Origin of the sequence: Herbidospora galbida, from assembly GCF_005233835.1 — a bacterium.
Lineage (GTDB): Bacteria > Actinomycetota > Actinomycetes > Streptosporangiales > Streptosporangiaceae > Herbidospora > Herbidospora galbida.
This window is the reverse complement of sequence record NZ_SZQA01000002.1, coordinates 142,305-160,126: the sequence shown is the minus strand read 5'-3', so window position 1 is coordinate 160,126 and position 17,822 is coordinate 142,305. Positions and strand designations below refer to the sequence as shown.

Here is a 17,822-nt window from a genome sequence, read left to right as displayed (position 1 = left end):
GTGATCCTAAGGGTCGGTGAAGGACAGCTCGGCAGGGGCGTCGCCGTCGAACGGGAGAACGAACCGGCGCGGCCAGGAGAGTACCGTCTCCAGCCACGCCGCTCCCATCGTGTGGGCGACATGCCGGATGCGCTCCCGTGGTTCGACGCCGACCGCGACGGTCGCGATGTCGCGCTGGATGCCCTCGTGCTCGTCGTCGCCGAGGATCACCCGCCAGGCCAGCGGGCGGTTGCGGTCGACCTCCATCGACAGCGGGTGGTGGCGCAGCGCCTTGGCGCGGTGGCCGAGCAGCTCGGTCCTGGTCTCCACGGCGACCCCGCCGCCGCTGACCCCGGCGTGCAGGTAGGGGCGGCCGGAGGGGTCCGTACCGAAGAGGGCGTATTCCATCGCCGGGGCCGGGCTGCGCAGGTTGGGCGCCGGGTGGCCGTAGGGGAACAGCCGGTCGACCTCGTGGAGCCAGCGGATCTGCGGGATCACCCACGCCGGGCCGGGCTTGTCGCCGGCGGGCGAGCCGGCCAGCAGCCCGGCCGCGACCTCCGCGGCCTTCTCGGTCAGCAGGGTCGGGTCGAACCAGGTGCGCAGCGACCAGGCGCGGCGGGCGACGCTGCGCTCCACGAGCGTGGCCAGCAGGCACTCGCGACGGCGCGGCGGCAGCTCCGACCAGATGTCGGACAGGATGCGCGGCACCCCCGGCAGCGACCGGTTGGCGACGAACGACAGGATGACGGTGTCGGTCCAGATCCGCAGCCACGCCCACTCGGGCGCGACGGCGAGCAGGTCCGCTTCGCGGACCTCGAAGAGCGTGCAGGCTTTTCCGGTACGGCATTCGCGCCCGCAGGCGGCCGACCGGCGCCCCTTGATCGGCGGGGCCGGACTCTGGAGCACGTGCTCCCGGTCCTCCCCCAGCGGCACCTGGATCCGCAGCGGCCGGTCCATGCCGTCGGCGAAGACGGCCGCGAACCCCGGCTGCAGCGAGACCACCTGACGCGACTGCTCCTCCGACAGGTTCATCGCCGCCCCGACCAGCAGCCGGTCGTCTTCGGCCGGCAGCCGGTGCACCACCTTGAGTGCGGTGTTCTTCACGACGTCCGAGACGAGCTTGGTGGGGATCTGCTCGGCCACCACGATGCCCTCGCCGTAGGCGCGGATCTCGGCCAGCATGCCCGCGAGCAGCTCGACCGCGTGGGTGGAGGCCCGCTGGGCGCCACGGTCGCGCAGCAGCCGGTGGGCCTCCTCGATCACGATGACGTGCTGGAGCCCGGTCGACTTCTGCTGGCGGGCGCGCATCCGCAGGTGCTCGACGATGCGGATGATGAGGGTGCCCATGAGGAACGCCTTGTCCTCGTCGTTGGCGACGTCCTCGATCGCGAGCACCACGTTGCGCTGGAGCAGGCCGCCGATGTCGGCGGGGTGGCCGCCCTCGAAGAACCGGCCGGCCGAGCCGACCCGCAGCGACCGCAGGCGCAGCGAGATGAAGCCCTCGACGTCGGCCTGGACCTCGTTGCCGTAGCCGATCTCCTCGATGACCTCCAGGGCGTGCTGCTGGAGCTGTTCGAGGGTCGGCACCTGCGGCTGGACGGCCGCGCCGGGGATGCCGCCGCCGGTGACGACGTCCCAGCCGTTGGCCTCGTAGACCCGCTGGAGGGCCAGGGACATGATCTGCGGGAACGGCTCTTCGGCGTCGAAGGCGGCCATGAACAGGGCCCGGACCATGTCGATGTGGGCCTGCACCGGATAGCCGGGCTCGGGGGCCAGCGGGTTGACGCTGAACGGCACGGCGTCGGGGGCCGACGGGTTGATCACCGTCAGCGGGGCCAGGCTCTCGACCCGGCCGGCCATGGCGGCGTACTCGGACTTGGCCGGTTCGATGGCCAGCCAAGGGATGCCCGCCTTGGTGAGCTGTTCGAGCAGGTGGCGGACGGTCTGCGACTTGCCCGACCCGGTCGCGCCGGTGACGAAGGCGTGCCGGTTCAGGGTGGCCAGCGGGACGCGGAAGGTGCCGACCGCCCGGTCTTGGCCGTCGACGATGGCGCCCAGGTCGAGCATGTCGCCGCCGGTCGAGTCGGCCTCGCTGGTGACGTCGAAGAAGCCGGTGTCGAGGACGCGTACCCCCGGGACCTCGCGCCGGGGCAGCCCGGCCAGGGCCGCGAGCGCGCCCGCCGTCGCGGCGAAGGGGGCGGCGGCGCTGTCGGTCGGGTCCTGGAAGTTGACGTTGAGGGCCTCGGTGAAGCTGTAGACGGGTTCCTGGGCGCTCGGCCGGGCCGGGCCGGCCATCGCGCTGCGCAACCGGTAGGGGTGGTGGCTCATCTCCACCGAGCCCACCAGGACGGGCGCGATCTGGCGCAGCTCCTCCGGGCCCGCCGCGCCCGCCAGGACCCGGACGTTCCACAGCCCCGCCTCGCGGAAGGCGTCGAGTTCCTGCATGCGGCGCTCGGCGCGTTCGGCGTCGTAGCGGGAGCGCTCGGAGGCGTCGCCGTACTGGCGGAGCACGTTGAGCTGGGTGCGGAGGTGGCTGACCTCCTGGTCGAGCAGGTCGGTCGGCTCGGCGACGACGACCCAGCCGAACGGGCGCGACATCAGCGTCGTCAGGGTCGACTCGAACAGGGTCGGCTGCTTCGGCTCGTCGGGCTCCGGCTCGCGCCGCCCGTTCAGCGGCGGGGCCTGGCGGCCCGGGCACGGCGTCCAGACCAGATCGGCGAGGTCGGCGAGCCAGTCGTCGCCGATCTCGACGCCCCGCGCGCCACCGGGGAACAGCAGCGGCTGCGGCCCGGTCGGCACCACCTCGATCGCCGCGACGGCCGCCCGGCGCGGGGCCCGCGGCGGGGTCAGCGGCCCGGCGTTGGTGATCAGTTCGAGCGGCGCCCCGGACCCCCGGGACAGCCAGCCGATGACGAAGGGCCGGTCGCGCTGCGCGGCGGACAGCACGGCGGGCAGCACGTTCACGAAGTCCCACTCGGCCGACGACGTGCGGGACGGAGCGGTGATCGCCTGGATCCGATACCACGGCCCGCTCAGGGGGAACGGTTGCATGAGACCCCTCTCTGCCAGGCTTTCACGGTCCTTTGCCGATCATGCTCACACATCCCCGTTGACGAACCTCTTACCCAGCTGAGCTTCAGGGTTTGCGCCAGTCGAGTCGGGGCGGCGGCGGACCGAGGTTCGGCGGAGGGGCCGACTCATCGGTTTCGGGGGCCACCACCGGCGGGGTCACCGCCAGCGACTTGACCTCCTCCAGCGTGGTCTTGGGAAAGGTCAGGATGGCCGGGTTGGCGTCGGCGAGCCGCACCTCGCGGCCGTCGGCGGTGGCGTGGGTGACGATCACCGAGGTGGTCGGGAGCTGCTGCAGCTGATGGGGCTCGACCAGGAACTCCCGTGACCGCTGCATGACCCCCTCGGCGACCCTCCCGGCGCTGCGGCCCCACTCGGTCGACTCGGTGATGCCCTCTTTCAGGTCGCTCTCGGCGAGGGCCTCCATCTCGGTACGCCCCTCGCCCACCGTCGAGGTATAACTGCCCCCGGCCCCGTTCACCACGGAACTGACCGACTCGGTGAGCTGGGCCAGTTCGAGCCGGTGCTCGGTGCCGACGTGCTCGCTGGCGACCCGGGCGTCTTCGGCGTTGCCCAGGCGCATGAACGCGACGGCCGCGTGGCCCCGGCCCAGCCGCTCCCTGACGGTCGGGGTGAGGGAACGGTAGGTGAGGACCAGACCGGTGCGCGACGTCTCGCAGGCGTCCATGAGCCGGTCGAGGACGTCGCCGCGTAACTTGTCGGCCCCGGCCACGATGATCGTGTGATACCAGGGCCGTTCGCTGGCCGGCGACTGCCGCAGGATGTGGGTCAGCGCGGTCGCCACGTAGGTGCCGAGCACCCGGTTGCCGAACACCCCGGCCTGGCGGTCCATGCTGACCACGCGCAGGCGCGCCGGGGGCAGCCGCACGGCGTCGGATCCGAGGGTCTCCAGCTTGCGCAGCTGCGACTCCAGCGCCCAGGCCCGTTCGATGACGACGCGGTCGGCCACGCCCCGGCCGAAGAGGGTGCCGATGCGTTCCAGCTGGATCGCGGTCAGCCGCCCCGACTTGAGGTCTTCGCGCGGGTCGCCGACCTGGGCGAGGGCCCGCAGCGCGGCGGTGACCTGGCTGATCGTGGCGGTCTCGCCGAGCACTTCCAGGACGCGTTCGAGGATCGCGTTGTCGAACCCTATGTCGCGGCTGGTCTCCTCGCTGACGCTGACCACATGGGCCAGCACGTCGGCGAACGCCTCGGGCTTCAGCGTCGCCCCGAGGTCGAGTTTGGGCAGGTCGGAGGGGAGCACCCAGACGAGCGGGTCGTCGCCGCCCCGTTTCGCGAGCTGGATCAGGTCGTTGGCGATCACGCCCTCGGACAGGTCGAGCACGGTGAGGTGGCCGCCGCTGTAGAGGCGGGTGGCGCCGATCAGGGTGATCAGGGCCGACCAGCCGGGCAGGGTGCCCCCGGCCACGTCGACGCGGTCGATGTCGTCGGGGACGGCGACGGCGTACCAGCTGATCTGCTTGTCGTAGACGGCCTTGCGCTCGGCCCAGTCGCGGTAGCGGGCGGCGTGCTCCTCCTGGGCGCGGATGTGCTCGCGCTCGCGCTTGGCCCGGTCGCGCTCGGTCTGGGCGAGGCGTTCCTGTACGCGGAAGCGGACCGCCCGGTTGCCCTGGTGGATCGCGAACGAGCAGACCCCGGTGACCCCGGCGGCGGCCAGCACGCCCATGCCCACGAACGGCCAGCCGATCACCCCGGCGAACCCGAGGAGGGCGACCACCACGGCGAGCCCGGCCACCACGTTGCGGAACAACTTGACCGGACGGTTCAGGAGGTCTTCCTGTAGCCGTTCGTTGCGTAACAGTTCGGGACCGGGATCGGGCGGGAGCTCGGCGTCGGCGCGCGGCGGGCGTTTCGGAGGCGGGCCGGGGTCGGGGTGCAGCAGAAGGTACTGCCACCCCAGGTAGATGCGGTCGGCGCGCAGCTCCGCGTGCTCGGGGTGCGCGTCGGTCAACCTCGCCATGGTCGCGCCTGGCCCCTCCGTATTCGTCGTAAGGTCAAAGCGTAGGAGCTAGGTACCCCGTCAGGGCAGGGTTCTCGGCATTCGGACGGGTTTCCCACCAAAGATAGGGACGATTGCGGCGGATGGGTCACGTGTGGGCGTACTACCATCCATTGCCATGAGTCGGCGACCGGTGCTCGTGCCCGTGGTGGCGCTGCTGTCCGTGTCCGGCCTCGGGGTCACGGCCGGGACCGGCGGTCTCGACACCGAACCCGACTCGCCTCCGAAGCAGTACCAGGCCGGCGCGACGATCGATCAGAAGCTCTTCAAGACCCAGTTCGTCAAGGCGGTCGACATTGCCGAGGGCGACCGCCACGCGGTGGAATTAGTTCTCAAGGTCACCAACGAGGGCGACACGACCGAGAGCGTCGGCGGGATGGCGACCGGCCCCATGGTCAGCCGGTACGGACGCATCGGCTCGACGATCCTCAAGACCACCCCGCAGCTCGGCAAGCCCGACACCTACCCGGACATCGGCGTGTGGAGCCACGGCGTCCGCAGCGCGCAGCTCCATCCGGGCATCACCCACACCGTCGTCATCCGCTACGACATGCCGGCGGGCGCCACTCCCCCGGAGAAGGTGACGATCGACGTCGGCGGCTTCGTCAAGGAGCCGATCAGCCGCCGGGACCCCGTGGAGTACTGGCAGGTCGAGCCCGAGAAGGACCTGCCCACCGGCGCCGGCGACGAGATGGCCCCCATCAAGCCCAAGGTCATCGCCCAGGTCACCCTGCCCATCCGGCCCGAGGAGGCCTGATGGCGGCCCCCCGACGCGGATTCCTCCGCCGCTTAGGCGCGTCGGCGCTCGGTCTGAGCCTCGCCGCCGCCGCCGTTTACGCACAGACCCTGGCGCTGGACCCCGAGGAGAAGAGCGCCAACCTCACGACCTCGGGAGCGCTCGGGGAGGAGGTCGTCACGAGCCGGTTCTCGGTCAAGGTGACCAAGACGGCGCTGGCGACCAGCGTCGACCTGCCCGACGCCACCATCGAGACGGGGAACCTGTTCCTCGTCGTGCACGTCTCGGCGACCTCTCCGGCTGAGCCCTTCCGGTTCCGGCCGCACACCGCCTGGCTGCTGACCGAAGCCGACAAGACATACAAGGCCACCGACAAGGTGGCCGAAGACGCCACGCTCCTGGGCAAGTGGGTGCAGGCCGGTTGGTGGATCGATGCACCGCTCGTGTTCGAGGTGCCCAAGGAGGCGCTTCGGGGATCCGAGCTGGTGCTCTTCTCGGCCAGCGACGCCCTCGTCGTCGACGTCCTCGCCCCGGAAGCGCAGATCGATCTCGGGCTGACCGGCGGCGAGTCGCCGGTCGAGCACTACTCGCTGGCCCCGGAGGGCACGTGAACCAGCAAGAGCCACCCCGCGACTGGTTTTCCCCGCCGCCGTCGCAGCCGACCGAGATCGACGACACGACCTATTCGGGACCGCTCCCGCCGATGATCCCGGCCTACATCCCGCCGCTGGCGCCGCCCAGCGACGTGCTGGTGTGGCCGCCCCCGCCGCCTCCCCCGGCGCCCGAGGAGGACGACGAGGGCTTCTCGACCCAGCCCTTCCCGGCCATCGCGGCGGGCCGGCCGCTGCCGCGCCCCCGGCCGTCGTTCCAGGACCCGGAGCCCTATCCGCCGTTCCCCGATCCGCCGCCCGTCCGGGAGGAGCCCCCGCCCGCTTCGCCCGAGGCGAGCGAGCCGGAGCCCGAGCGGAAGAAGAAGGGCTGGGGCCGGTTCTTCGCCGGGGCCGCCGGGTCGGTGGTGCTCGCCGTCGGCGCGCCCGCCGCCGCCAACTGGTCGACCTATGTGTACGGCACCGGCGAGCCCGACATCGTCCACGTCATACCGGCGGGCGAGACCTACGAGTTCGAGCACGTCGCCTGGCGGTCGACGATGGAGCGCATCGCCAACCCGGCGGGTGCGGCCGAGAAGCCCGGCCGCCAGTGGATGAAGATCGTGCTGACCCGCACCGCCCTCGACCGCGACGGCACCTTCCTGACCGGCGTCCCCGACGTGGAGATCCGCGACGCCGCCGGGCGCAAGTGGCGGACCGAGGTGCTCGAGAACGCCACCCCGCTCGACCCGTCGGACGACCAGATCGGCAAGGCCTTCCCGATCGAGATCTACGCCGTCGTGCCGACCGACGTGGCCGACACGGCCGAGCTGTTCATCCGCCCCCTGAACTACCGCTCCGACACCCCGACCGAGGACCTGACCGACGACCTAAGCGCCGACCTCGACGTCCTCCGGTTCCTCCGTTAGCCGCTTGCGGGTCGCGGCCTGGTCGTAGGTGGCCGCGATCAGGCACATCGACAGCACGGTCACCAGCAGGTCGACGACGAACGTCGTCGGCACGGTGGTGACGATCCACAGGTAGGGGCCGCCGGCGGTGGCGTAGTCGAGGAGTCTGCCCAGGTAGTCGCCGCCGACGTGAATGCCGACGTAGAGCAGGGCGTACAGGCCGAAGAGGGCGGGGCCCGCCTTGGCGGTCAGGCGCAGGGAGTTGAGCAGCGGGATCCAGCGGGAGGTGAACCCGCCGGTCAGCTTGGCCAGGGTGAGCTGGGTCCAGTTGTGGCTGCGCTCGACGCGGGCGCCGACGCCCTCCAGGCGGGTACCCCTGATCGTGGTCTGGGTGTCCTCCGCGTAGGCGCCGTACACGAGGATGCCGACGGTCAGCCAGGCCAGCGGAAGCACCAGCGCGTCGACGAGCAGCGGCCACACGTCGCCGAGCCACTCGAAGAACGGCGACTCGCGCACGTCCTCGGTGGCGTCGCTCACGCCCATGATGAGCGCCCGGTGCTCGATCCAGTCTTCGCGGAGCTTCAGGGCGGCGACGGTGGCGGTCAGGCCGTAGAAGACGAAGGCCAGTTCCCCGAAGGTGGTCAGCAGGCCGGTGAACTTCCCGGGCTTGTTCTCGTGGCGGCGGCCGGCGAACCACTTGATCGCGAAGGCGACGACCATGGCGGCGATCGAGATCCGCACGTCGAGGCCGGTCAGACCGTCGCCGATGGTGCTCTGCACCCCCTGCACCTGGTCGACGATCTGCTGGTCGGGGTTGAGGGTGCGGTCGATGTTCTCGAAGTCGCGCATGTCCTGGTCGACCAGGCCCCAGGTCATGTAGAGACCGGCGAACGTCAGAGCGGTGCGGTTGAGCGCCCCGAAGATCGTCTCCTGCGCCTCGTCGCCCGCGCGGCGGGCCCGCGTCTCGGCCAGCGCCTCCCGGACGGTGTAGAGCATCCCGACCACGGTCGCCAGCGACACCATGACGACCAGGGTGAAGATGAACAGCACGCCGACGATCCGGAGCTGGTACCACGAGCCGTGGGACAGGTGCGCGGCGGCGTAGAGCAGCGCCCAGCGCACGAACCGGCCGAGCGAGAACCACATGATCAGCGGCAGGGCGCACGACCCGGCGATCCGTAACGCGTCGAGGGGCAGGCGCGCGGTCTTGATGGACGTACCGGACATCTTGCGCATGCTAGCGGTCAAGGAGCCGGAAAGGTCAAAGATCGGCCGTCCAGGCTGGTCAACGACGGATATGCGGGAGGCGAGGTGGGACACTCCCTGAAGTCGTAGATCGGGGAATCAGACAGTGAGCGCGGAACGGGACGCCGGTCCAGGCCGGAGCCCGGGTTTCCTGCTGTGGCGGGCGACCCTTCGATGGCAGCGGGAGATCACCACGGCGCTGAAGACGATGGGCCTGACCCACGTGCAGTTCGCCCTGCTCGTCGACCTGTGGTGGTTCGACAGTCAGGGCGTCCGCCCCAGCCAGCGCGAACTGGCCGAACACGCCACCGTCGACGTGATGATGACCAGCCAGGTGGTCAGGGTGCTGGAGGTCAAGGGTCTGCTCGGCCGCGAGGACGACCCCGCCGACATGCGCAAGAAGGTGCTGGTGATCACCGACGAGGGCCGCCGGCTGGCCGAGCGCGCCGCCGGGGTCGTCGAGAAGGTCGACCGCGAGTTCTTCAAGGTCGCCGGCGAGCACAACGCGCTCATCGACGTGCTGGAGCAACTGGCCGGGGTGAACTGAGAAAGCCCGGCCTCCGAAGAGGCCGGGCTCGGTGTCTCGGGCGTCAGACGGCGACGGCGAGCTGGGAGACCTCGCCCAGCTTGGCCTCGACCGCGACGTCCTTGGTCCGGCCGCCGCCCGCGATGATGCGGACGGTCCAGGAGCCGGGAGCGGCGAAGAAGCGGAAGATGCCCTCGTCGGAGACGACGACCTCGCCGGTGAACTCACCGGAGTGGTCGAGGAGGCGGGCGTAGGCGGTGCCGGCGCCGGTGACGACGCCCTGGATCACAGCCTGCTTGGACAGATCGATTCCGGTCGGCAGCGCCACGGTCTGCTCGGGCGCGGCGCACCCCTGAGTGGTCGTCATCGGGCCTCTCCCAGTTCCACCGGCACGCCCACGAGCGAGCCGTATTCGGTCCACGAACCGTCGTAGTTCTTGACGTTGGCCTGGCCGAGCAGCTCGTGCAGCACGAACCAGGTGTGCGCCGAGCGCTCCCCGATACGGCAGTAGGCGATGGTGTCCTTGCCGAAATCGACCCCCGCGTCGGCGTAGAGGGTCTTGAGCTCGTCGTCGGAACGGAAGGTGCCGTCGTCGTTGGCGGCCTTGCTCCACGGGATGTTGCGGGCGGTCGGGATGTGCCCCGCGCGCTGCGCCTGCTCCTGCGGAAGGTGGGCCGGGGCGAGCAGCTTGCCGGTGAACTCGTCGGGCGACCGGACGTCGACCAGGTTGAGCTTGCCGATCGCGGCCACGGCCTCGTCGCGGAACGCGCGGATCGACAGGTCCTGCTCCTGGGCGGTGTAGGTGGTGGCCTCGCGGCTCGGCACGTCCTTCACCAGTTCACGGGAGTCGAGCTCCCACTTCTTGCGACCGCCGTCGAGCAGCTTGACGTTCTCGTGGCCGTAGAGCTTGAAGTACCAGTAGGCGTAGGCGGCGAACCAGTTGTTGTTGCCACCGTAGAGGACCACGGTGTCGTCGTTGCCGATGCCGCGCGACGAGAGCAGCGCCTCGAAACCGGCCTTGTCGACGAAGTCACGGCGGACCGGGTCCTGCAGATCGTCGCGCCAGTCGACCTTGACGGCACCGCGGATGTGACCCTTGTCGTAGGCGCTGGCGTCTTCGTCGACCTCGACCAGGACGACACCGGGCGTGTCGAGGTTGGCCTCGACCCAGTCGGCGTCGACCAGTGCGGCGGAGCGACTCATGAAATTCTCCCAGGTTGTAGACGGCGGATGAGCAGATACATGTCGCAACCCAGGCAGACGCCGAAGGCTGCGTTGAGGAAGGCGGCCAGCAGTGCCGCTGCTGTCGCACCCAGGGCCAGAGGGACGATTCCGGTGGCGAACCCGATCAGGGCGACGATGGCGAAGGCCATGCCTACGCCCTGCGCGAACCGGGGCGGCCGTGCGTCTTCCAGTTCTTTCGGCGGCCCGAGACGTGGCTTCAGGAACTTCTTGAAGACCAGTCCGTAGGGCGGGTGCCCGTAGGCGCCGAACGCGAACACGATCGCCTGGAGTGCGAGCAGCCAGACGGCGCCCGTGACGAGCACGATCGCGAGAACCAGAGTTGTGACGGCCGCGCCGAAGCGAGGACCTCGGGGATCAACCTGCATCGGTGATGCTCCCTAAAGGGGTTCGATCATTGCGGCGGTGAATGCCGCTGGAATCACCCTCAGGCCATGCGACAGAGAGCCGTCGCGACGCGGCAGAAGTCAACCGCCCGCCGCTTCGTCAGCTTCTCTGTCGTGGGAGTCATGAGCACGACAGTACCTTTCGTCTCGCCATCTGTCACATGCCGTCCGGTTACTGAGACGGAGTGTCCACGGCCAGCGCGAGCGCCGCGATGACGTCGGCTTTCCTGGGCTGGCCAGAGGCCTTTTTGACGATTTTCCCGGATTTGTCGAGAACGAAAACGGTCGGCGTACGCATCACGTCGTGCGCCCGCACGAGGTCCAGCCGCGACTCGGCGTCGATCTCCACATGGCGTACGCCGGGCACCATCTCCGCCACCTCCGCGAGCACCCGCCGGGTCGCCCGGCACGGCTGGCAGAAGGCCGTCGAGAACTGGACGAGCGTGGCCCGCTCGCCCAGCGGCTCACCAAGATCCATTCTGGCCCCGTCTTTCGCACGGAACGCGCCCGCGCGCCGCTTCAGCAGGAACCCCGCCAGGGCCCCCGCCGCGAGCGTCACCGCGAGCACGACGAAACCGGTCATCGACGGGGGCAACCACGGCGCGTCTCCGGTAATTCCCCACTCAGCCGACGGGGATCGTGATGAGCCGCTGCCCGTTGGCGGCGCGCAGCTCGAACCGGGCGATCTCGGCGACCGGCAGGCTCGTCGAGCCCCGGAAGGTGGCCGTGCCCTCCTGGTATTCGCCGCCGGCCTGGACGTCCCAGCTCGCCACCGGCGTCTCCGGGCCCTGACGCGGGATCGCGAACAGCTCGCACTTGGTGTCGACGGGCACGCCGGTCATGGTCGCCGCCACCTCGGTGCCGCCCTCGCCCGCGGTCAGGTCGAGCCGCAGCGTGACCTTCCCGCGCGAGCCCTCGACCGTCGTGCTCTCGGGGGCCAGCTTGGTGGTCGCCGGCTCGTCGGCCGCGGAGGCGTCGGCGGCCGGTGCGCTCTCTTCGGGCTGCGGAGGCTCGGTGGCGGGCGGCCTGCGGTTCGACGGGGCCGTCGCCGACGCGCTGGACGGGGCGACGTCGATCTCGGACGGGCCCGTGCCCGCCGCCGCGCCCTCGGGCGAGGGCTCCTCGGTCATCAGCGGCCGGGCCTCGGCGGCGGAGTAGCCCTCGGTCCGGTCTTGGGCGGCGGGGATCTGGGCCGATTCGGGGGCGCCCCCGGCGGCCGTGGACGTCCCCATCTCGGGGGCGCTGTCGATGAGGACCGCGCCGCCCCAGCCGACGATCGCCACGCCGGCGGCCAGGCCCAGCATCGTGCGGGTGATCCGGCCGCGCCTGCGGCGCCTGGCCGAGTCGGCCAGCAGCCGGTCGAGCACCGCCCGGGGCGGGGCCGCGGCGTGCTCGACGTCGGCGGCCGACACTCGGGCCAGCATCGGCGGCAGGCCGGACAACTCGGCGAGTTCGGCCGTGCACTCGTCGCAGGTGTCGAGGTGGGCCTCGACCATGGCGGTCTCCCGGGCGTCGAGGGCGCCCAGGGCGTACACCCCAAGAGAGATCTTGACGTCGTCGTGGTTCACGGCGCGAGCCCCCGCTCCTCCAGCGCCAGCTTGAGCGCGCGCAGCGCGTAGTAGGTGCGCGACTTGACGGTGCCCGGCGGGATGCCGAGCGACTCGGAGGCCTCCTTGACCGACTGGCCGCCGTAGTAGACGGCCAGCAGGACCTCACGGTGGTCGGGCCGGAGCGAGGCCAGCGCGTCGGCGATGGCCCATGACTCGACGGCCTTGTCGAGCTCGTCGTCGGCCGGGAGGATCGCCAGCGCCTCGTCGCCGGTCTCCTGCGGGCGGGACTTGCGCGCCCTGGCCTGGTCGACGACCAGGTTGCGGGCCACGGTGAACAACCACGCCCGGACCGGGCGGTCGGCGATCGGGTTCTTCCAGGCCCGGAGGATGGTCTCCTGCACGATGTCCTCCGCCCTCCCCGGGTCACCGGTCAATCGCAGCACGTAACCGTAGAGCGGCCCGGCATGGTCGTCGAAAAGGGCCCTGACGAGCTCCTCGTCGGCCGTACCGGCTCTGCTCACATCCTCAGAACGCAACCGGCGGCGCTTCGGTTCACCGCGAAAGAGGGACATCGGTCGCCGTCGCGTCGATGGCCAGGCCACCCCCGGGGGCGGACCGGACCTCGGTGATCTTCAGATCGAGCGGGAGGCCCTGCACGGGCACGGTGAAGGTGACCAGGCGCTCGGCGTTGGGCACGGTGAACCCGCCCGCGATCGTCACCTTGGCCGGGGTGAGCCGCAGCACCCCGTCTTTGACCTCGACCTTCATGTCGGCGGTCACCGGCACCTTGTTGCCCATCGCGGTCACCTCGCCGGAGACGCGGACCGTGCCGTCGCCGCCGCCGCCCTCGATCTTGATGCCGCGCGGGGCGCGGGAGTTGAGGGTCTCCTCGGAGATGGTCACCGTGCCGGTGACGCGCTCGGCGACGATCTTGGTGCCTGTGGCGTTCTGAATCAGGTCCATCAGCGGCGCCTCGACCCCGAAGAGGGTCGCCTGTACGTCGCTGAGCCGGATCCCCTCGCGCTGGATGTCACCGATGTCGATGGCGATCTCCTCGTAGCGCCCGCCGATCGCCTGGGTCAGGAACGGCACGCCCCTGACCTGCACGGTCGGCGGGGCGTCGAGATCGGCACTGGCCTGGACCTGCTTGGCGATCTCCCGCTGCACGCCGGCGACGGCCACGCGGTCGAGCACCACGGCCAGCACGACGAGCACGAGCAGCGCCACCACCAGCTTGCGCACCGCATCCTCCGTTGGCCGGGGGGTTTCGGATCAGCCTATCCGCCGGCAAACGGCGGCAAAACCTCAACCGTGGCGCCTTCGGGCAGCTCCACGGTGTGGGGATCACGGGTGCCGGCCGGATTCCCGTCGACCAGGAACGAGCAGCGCGGAAGCACCCTGGCCAGCGCGTCGTTCCTTGTGATTTTGGTAACAAGCTCTCCAAGGGTTTCCGCGTCGAAAGTCTCCTCGGCGACTCCGGCCGCTTCCTTCGCCGCGGCCCAAAAGCGCACCGTTCCCGTAGCCATACGCCTCTCCAGCCCCAGATCCTTACACTCACAGTGAGCGTTCGGATACGGTGATTCTCCACGTGAAGTGCTGTTCACACGGTGGACGCACATTGGACGCAAAGTTGCTGTGGGCTAATCTACGAGCAACGGGACCTGGGCGACGTAGCCCCCGGGTCCTTACGTGTTTCTACGGCCCTGCCGTTGACGCGGATCGAAGGAGGCGAGCCTGTGATCGTGCACAGCGCGGTGCTCTCCCGGCACGCCCGCCCGTTTGGCGAGGAGGCCTCATGAGCAATCTGCTTCTGCTGACCAACGCACTGGAACCATCCGCCGAAGTCCTGCCGGCGCTCGGGCTGCTGCTTCACTCGGTCCGGGTCGCACCCGCCGAGGGGACGGCGCTGCTCGACGCCCCACCCGCCGACGCCATCATGGTCGACGCGCGGCGTGAGCTCGTGCAGGCCAAGAGCCTGTGCCGGCTGCTGCGGACCACGGGGATCGACTGCCCGCTCCTGGTCATCGTGACCGAGGGCGGCCTCGCGGCGATGACCGCCGAGTGGGGTGCGGACGACGTGATCCTCGACACCGCAGGCCCGGCCGAGGTCGAGGCGCGCCTGCGCATGGCGATCGGCAAGCTGTCGCTGGCCGCCGCCGAAGAGGTGCCCGACGAGATCCGCAGCGGCGATCTGGCGATCGACGAGGCGACCTACACGGCCCGCCTGCGCGGCCGGGCGCTCGACCTCACCTTCAAGGAGTTCGAGCTGCTCAAGTACCTGGCCCAGCACCCGGGCCGGGTGTTCACCCGGGCCCAGCTCCTCCAGGAGGTCTGGGGCTACGACTACTTCGGCGGCACCCGGACGGTCGACGTCCACGTGCGGCGGCTGCGCGCCAAGCTGGGCGCCGAGTACGAGGCGCTGATCGGCACGGTCCGCAACGTCGGCTACCGCTTCGTGCCCGACCGCGGCAACGAGATGGCCCAGGAACTGGAGACCGCCCGCCGCTAGGTCCCTCCATGCATGGGAAAGCCCCCGGTCTCCGTTGACCGGGGGCTTCCTGCTGTGTCTTTGGGCAGATTCCAAGCACACGAGCCACGACCGGCCTCCGGCCGGCCGCGTCTCGCTTTACGGCAGCACAGTGATGTGGTTGGGGACCGGGGGGGCCACCGGGGAGTTGGCGGTCAGATAGTCCTCGAACGCGTCGATGTCGAGCGGGCCGCTCCACAGGTCGGCGCCCTGGGTGAAGGCCGCGAAGGCGTCACCGCCGCCGACGAGGAAGTTGTTGGCCGCGACGCGGATCGACTGGGTCGGGGTCACCGGCACACCGTCGATCTTGATGTCGGACACCTTCGAGCCCCACGCCGCGCTGTTGCTGTAGGAGTAGGTGAGGTTCGACGACGGCTGCAGGATCTTGGTGAAGGCCTGGTTGTTCGGGCCGCCCACCCACTGCTGCTCCAGCACCAGCTTGAGCTGGGCGCCGGTCAGCGTGACGACCTGCACGAGGTTGTTGAACGGCTGGACCGCGAAGATCTCGCCGTAGGTGGTCACGCCGGGGCCCTCGCCGGCCGGCGAGCTGGCGTAGGTGAGGGTGGTGCGGATGCCGCCCGGGTTCATCAGGGCGATCTGGGCGTTGCCGCCGGTCTTGGCGGCCTCCAGCTGCGAGTCGGCGATCAGGTTGCCCAGCGGGGACTCGCCCGACGGGACCGCGACGTTGGTGATGTCGGCGGTGATGTCGCCGACCTTCTTGTTGGCGACGGTCGCGACGCGGGCCTTCCAGTCGTTGATGAACGACACGGTGGCCGGGTCGGGCGTGACGGTGCGGCGCACGACGGTGTTGTCGGCGACGACCGACGAGCGGACGATGTCGCCGGTGCCCTTGTCGATCGTGAAGTCGATCTGGGTCAGCACGCGGCCGAACGACGAGCCCTGCGTGTAGACGCGCTGCTGGCCGGCCGGGTCGGTGGCCTTGCAGATGTAGGCCTGGTGCGAGTGGCCGCTGATGACGATGTCGATCTCGGGGTCGATGCCCTCGGCGATGCGCGAGCCGGCGCCCTTGGTGATCGGGCAGGCGTCGGGGCTCTGGTTCGGGGTGACCTGGTCACCCTCGTGCACCAGGACGACCTGGGCCTTGATGCCCTTGACGTCGCGGAGGTACTCGGAGGTCTCGTTGGCGGCGGCGACCTCGTCGGTGAACTCGAGGCCGGCGATGCCGGAGGCGGTCACGATCGACGGGGTGGTCTTGGTGACCAGGCCGATGAAGGCGACCTTCTCGCCGTTGATGCGTTCCACATAGTAGGGCGCGAGGGCCGGCTTGTCCTTCTTCGTGTCGATCACGTTGGCCACGATGAACTCGAAGTCGGTGCCCTTCCACTTGCCGGCGGGTGAGCACCCGTCGACCGGGTGGCACTTGCCCTCCATGACGCGCTTGAGCTCGGCGTAGCCCTCGTCGAACTCGTGGTTGCCGGCGCTGGAGGTGGCCAGCTCCAGCGAGTCGAGGAACGCGACCGTGGGCTCGTCGTGGAAGGCGGCCGACAGCAGCGGGGAGGCGCCGATCAGGTCGCCGGCCGCGACCAGGACGGTGTCGCGGTTGCGCTGCTGCTTGACGTAGGTGGCCAGGTAGGCCGCGCCGCCGGCGCCGTCGACGATGGTGCCGCTCTCGTCGGCGATCCGGCCGCTGGACCCCGTCGGGGGCTCCAGGTTGCCGTGAAGGTCGTTGATCGAGAGGATCCGGACCGGGATCAGCTCGTCGTCTTTCTTCTTCTCCGAGCCGCTCGCGCTGGCCCCGGCGGGGCCGATGGCGAGAGCGATGACACCCGCCGTGGCGACCGTGGCCACGGCGAGTCTCTTGAGGGATGCAGGGGTCATGGTAAATGAGCCTAGAGTGACCACCTGGCCGTCCAATGGCGCAAAGGTAACGATTCCCCTCGGTGACACCTGGCGGGATTTGCCAGTCGGGGGTACGTAGAGTGCCTTCCATGAACGCGCACGTGGAGATCAGGGAACGACTCGATGACGACACGGTTGCCGAGGTCAGGCGGCTCGTCCAGGCCGCGACCGACGCCGACGGCGTCCGCCCGCTGAACGAGCACGTCATGCTCCATCTGCGGTACGGAGGCGACCCGGGAGCCAAGACGGCACTTTTGTATGAATCGGGCGTTTTGTCAGGATTTGCTCATGTGGACCCGACCGACGAGGTCGAAGGGCCCAGCGGCGAACTCGTGATCGACCCCGCCGCCCGCCGCCGGGGATACGGCCGGATGCTCCTCGACGCGATCCTCATAGAGACCGGCGGACGGCTGCGCCTGTGGGCCCACGGCGACCACCCCGGGGCCGGGCGGCTGGCCTCCTCGTCCGGGTTCGAGCGGGTGCGCTCGCTGTGGCAGATGCGGCGCAGCCTGTTCGCGCCGTTCCCGGCCGCGCGGGTGCCGGAGGGCGTGCGGATCACCACGTTCGAGACCGGACGCGACGAGAAGGAGTGGGTCGCGCTCAACGCCCGCGCGTTCGCCCACCACCCCGAGCAGGGTGCCTGGACCGTCGACGACGTGCGGCGCCGGGAACGGGAGCCCTGGTTCGACCCCGCGGGCTTCTTCCTGGCCTTCCGCGACGGGACCATGACGGGCTTCCACTGGACGAAGGTCCACGGCGACGGCGGCCACGGGCACGAGCCCATCGGCGAGGTGTACGTCGTCGGCGTCGACCCCGCGGAGCAGGGTTCGGGCCTGGGGAAGGCGCTGACCCTGACGGGGCTCGCGCACCTGCGGTCGCTGGGGCTGTCGCAGGTGATGCTCTACGTGGACGAGGAGAACCGGGCCGCGATCCGGCTGTACGAGGGCCTGGGCTTCAGCCGGTGGGACGTCGACGTGATGTACGCGCCGTCCCGGTGAGCCGACCTGGTGAGGCGTGGCCCTGAGGCTTTTCGTGGCGTCTCAGTTGCTCGTGACGGCGCGGTGCCGGGAGCGCGGGCCTGGCGCCGGATGCCGGGGAGCACCGTTGGGCGGCGGGCGGTGCCGGGGTGGGCGGAGCCGTAACGGAGCAGAAAAGGAAACAGGCGCGTGATCGTGGGATCGCGCGCC

The 17,822-nt window shown here is 70.3% G+C and carries 19 protein-coding genes; 6 read left to right on the top strand and 13 right to left on the bottom strand.

The features are described from left to right. Window positions 1-6: 6 nt before the first annotated feature. Together FDA94_RS03665 and FDA94_RS03660 are read right to left on the bottom strand one after the other, a co-directional pair. On the bottom strand, window positions 7-3,030 hold the full coding sequence (locus tag FDA94_RS03665; RefSeq protein ID WP_137245608.1) for an ATP-binding protein: 3,024 nt from the start codon (window positions 3,028-3,030) through the stop codon (window positions 7-9). 85 nt (window positions 3,031-3,115) lie between these two features. Next, window positions 3,116-5,029 carry a hypothetical protein gene (locus FDA94_RS03660; protein ID WP_246059496.1) on the bottom strand — a complete coding sequence of 638 codons (1,914 nt, stop codon included), beginning with the start codon at window positions 5,027-5,029 and terminating at the stop codon, window positions 3,116-3,118. A 157-nt stretch (window positions 5,030-5,186) separates the two neighbouring features. Between FDA94_RS03660 and FDA94_RS03655 the strand changes: the two genes are divergently transcribed. From FDA94_RS03655 to FDA94_RS03645, 3 genes are read left to right on the top strand one after another with little or no spacing between them, the layout of a single operon-like run. Next, the gene (locus FDA94_RS03655) at window positions 5,187-5,825 is read left to right on the top strand and encodes a hypothetical protein (protein ID WP_137245607.1); all 639 of its coding nucleotides are present in this window, start codon (window positions 5,187-5,189) and stop codon (window positions 5,823-5,825) included. Continuing rightward, on the top strand, window positions 5,825-6,415 hold the full coding sequence (locus FDA94_RS03650; protein WP_137245606.1) for a DUF4352 domain-containing protein: 591 nt from the start codon (window positions 5,825-5,827) through the stop codon (window positions 6,413-6,415). The genes FDA94_RS03655 and FDA94_RS03650 overlap by 1 nt, the downstream gene beginning before the upstream one ends. Continuing rightward, on the top strand, window positions 6,412-7,320 hold the full coding sequence (locus FDA94_RS03645; RefSeq protein ID WP_137245605.1) for a hypothetical protein: 909 nt from the start codon (window positions 6,412-6,414) through the stop codon (window positions 7,318-7,320). The genes FDA94_RS03650 and FDA94_RS03645 overlap by 4 nt, the downstream gene beginning before the upstream one ends. Here FDA94_RS03645 and FDA94_RS03640 read toward each other — a convergent pair. Continuing rightward, a complete protein-coding gene (locus FDA94_RS03640) occupies window positions 7,282-8,526 on the bottom strand; it encodes a hypothetical protein (protein WP_137245604.1) in 1,245 nt (414 codons plus the stop codon). The two genes, FDA94_RS03645 and FDA94_RS03640, sit on opposite strands and share 39 nt — an antisense overlap. Window positions 8,527-8,650: 124 nt before the next feature. Between FDA94_RS03640 and FDA94_RS03635 the strand changes: the two genes are divergently transcribed. Next, window positions 8,651-9,091, top strand: coding sequence for a MarR family winged helix-turn-helix transcriptional regulator (locus FDA94_RS03635; protein ID WP_246059494.1), 441 nt, complete (start codon window positions 8,651-8,653; stop codon window positions 9,089-9,091). Window positions 9,092-9,134: 43 nt separating this feature from the next. Here the strand turns inward: FDA94_RS03635 and FDA94_RS03630 are convergent, their stop codons facing one another. The 9 genes from FDA94_RS03630 to FDA94_RS03595 all read right to left on the bottom strand — a co-directional run bounded on the left by FDA94_RS03630 (window position 9,135) and on the right by FDA94_RS03595 (window position 13,774). Then, window positions 9,135-9,437: a DUF1416 domain-containing protein gene (locus tag FDA94_RS03630; protein WP_137245603.1), complete on the bottom strand. Its 303-nt coding sequence runs from the start codon at window positions 9,435-9,437 to the stop codon at window positions 9,135-9,137. After that, on the bottom strand, window positions 9,434-10,273 hold the full coding sequence (locus FDA94_RS03625) for a sulfurtransferase (protein WP_137245602.1): 840 nt from the start codon (window positions 10,271-10,273) through the stop codon (window positions 9,434-9,436). Before FDA94_RS03625 ends, FDA94_RS03630 begins: the two co-directional genes overlap by 4 nt. Next, window positions 10,270-10,680 carry a DUF4395 domain-containing protein gene (locus FDA94_RS03620; protein WP_137245601.1) on the bottom strand — a complete coding sequence of 137 codons (411 nt, stop codon included), beginning with the start codon at window positions 10,678-10,680 and terminating at the stop codon, window positions 10,270-10,272. Before FDA94_RS03620 ends, FDA94_RS03625 begins: the two co-directional genes overlap by 4 nt. A 59-nt stretch (window positions 10,681-10,739) precedes the next feature. Beyond that, entirely contained in the window at window positions 10,740-10,823 is an 84-nt protein-coding gene (locus FDA94_RS41455) for a putative leader peptide (RefSeq protein ID WP_369408764.1), read from the bottom strand. A gap of 47 nt (window positions 10,824-10,870) precedes the next feature. After that, the gene (locus tag FDA94_RS03615) at window positions 10,871-11,176 is read right to left on the bottom strand and encodes a TlpA family protein disulfide reductase (protein ID WP_246059526.1); all 306 of its coding nucleotides are present in this window, start codon (window positions 11,174-11,176) and stop codon (window positions 10,871-10,873) included. A 145-nt stretch (window positions 11,177-11,321) separates the two neighbouring features. Continuing rightward, window positions 11,322-12,266 carry an anti-sigma factor family protein gene (locus FDA94_RS03610; RefSeq protein ID WP_137245599.1) on the bottom strand — a complete coding sequence of 315 codons (945 nt, stop codon included), beginning with the start codon at window positions 12,264-12,266 and terminating at the stop codon, window positions 11,322-11,324. After that, the gene (locus tag FDA94_RS03605) at window positions 12,263-12,769 is read right to left on the bottom strand and encodes a sigma-70 family RNA polymerase sigma factor (protein ID WP_281286526.1); all 507 of its coding nucleotides are present in this window, start codon (window positions 12,767-12,769) and stop codon (window positions 12,263-12,265) included. Before FDA94_RS03605 ends, FDA94_RS03610 begins: the two co-directional genes overlap by 4 nt. A gap of 31 nt (window positions 12,770-12,800) precedes the next feature. Then, window positions 12,801-13,490 carry an LmeA family phospholipid-binding protein gene (locus FDA94_RS03600; protein WP_137245597.1) on the bottom strand — a complete coding sequence of 230 codons (690 nt, stop codon included), beginning with the start codon at window positions 13,488-13,490 and terminating at the stop codon, window positions 12,801-12,803. A 35-nt stretch (window positions 13,491-13,525) separates the two neighbouring features. After that, window positions 13,526-13,774, bottom strand: coding sequence for a MoaD/ThiS family protein (locus tag FDA94_RS03595; protein ID WP_062345258.1), 249 nt, complete (start codon window positions 13,772-13,774; stop codon window positions 13,526-13,528). Window positions 13,775-14,043: 269 nt separating this feature from the next. Here FDA94_RS03595 and FDA94_RS03590 point away from each other — a divergent pair, with 269 nt between their 5' ends. Continuing rightward, window positions 14,044-14,757: a winged helix-turn-helix transcriptional regulator gene (locus tag FDA94_RS03590; protein WP_137245596.1), complete on the top strand. Its 714-nt coding sequence runs from the start codon at window positions 14,044-14,046 to the stop codon at window positions 14,755-14,757. A gap of 117 nt (window positions 14,758-14,874) precedes the next feature. Here FDA94_RS03590 and FDA94_RS40990 read toward each other — a convergent pair whose 3' ends face one another. Then, window positions 14,875-16,614, bottom strand: a complete 1,740-nt coding sequence (locus tag FDA94_RS40990) for a bifunctional metallophosphatase/5'-nucleotidase (protein WP_137245595.1) — start codon at window positions 16,612-16,614, stop codon at window positions 14,875-14,877. Window positions 16,615-16,724: 110 nt separating this feature from the next. Here FDA94_RS40990 and mshD point away from each other — a divergent pair, with 110 nt between their 5' ends. Next, entirely contained in the window at window positions 16,725-17,633 is a 909-nt protein-coding gene (gene mshD, locus FDA94_RS03580; RefSeq protein ID WP_137245594.1) for a mycothiol synthase, read from the top strand. The last annotated feature ends 189 nt before the right edge of the window (window positions 17,634-17,822 follow it).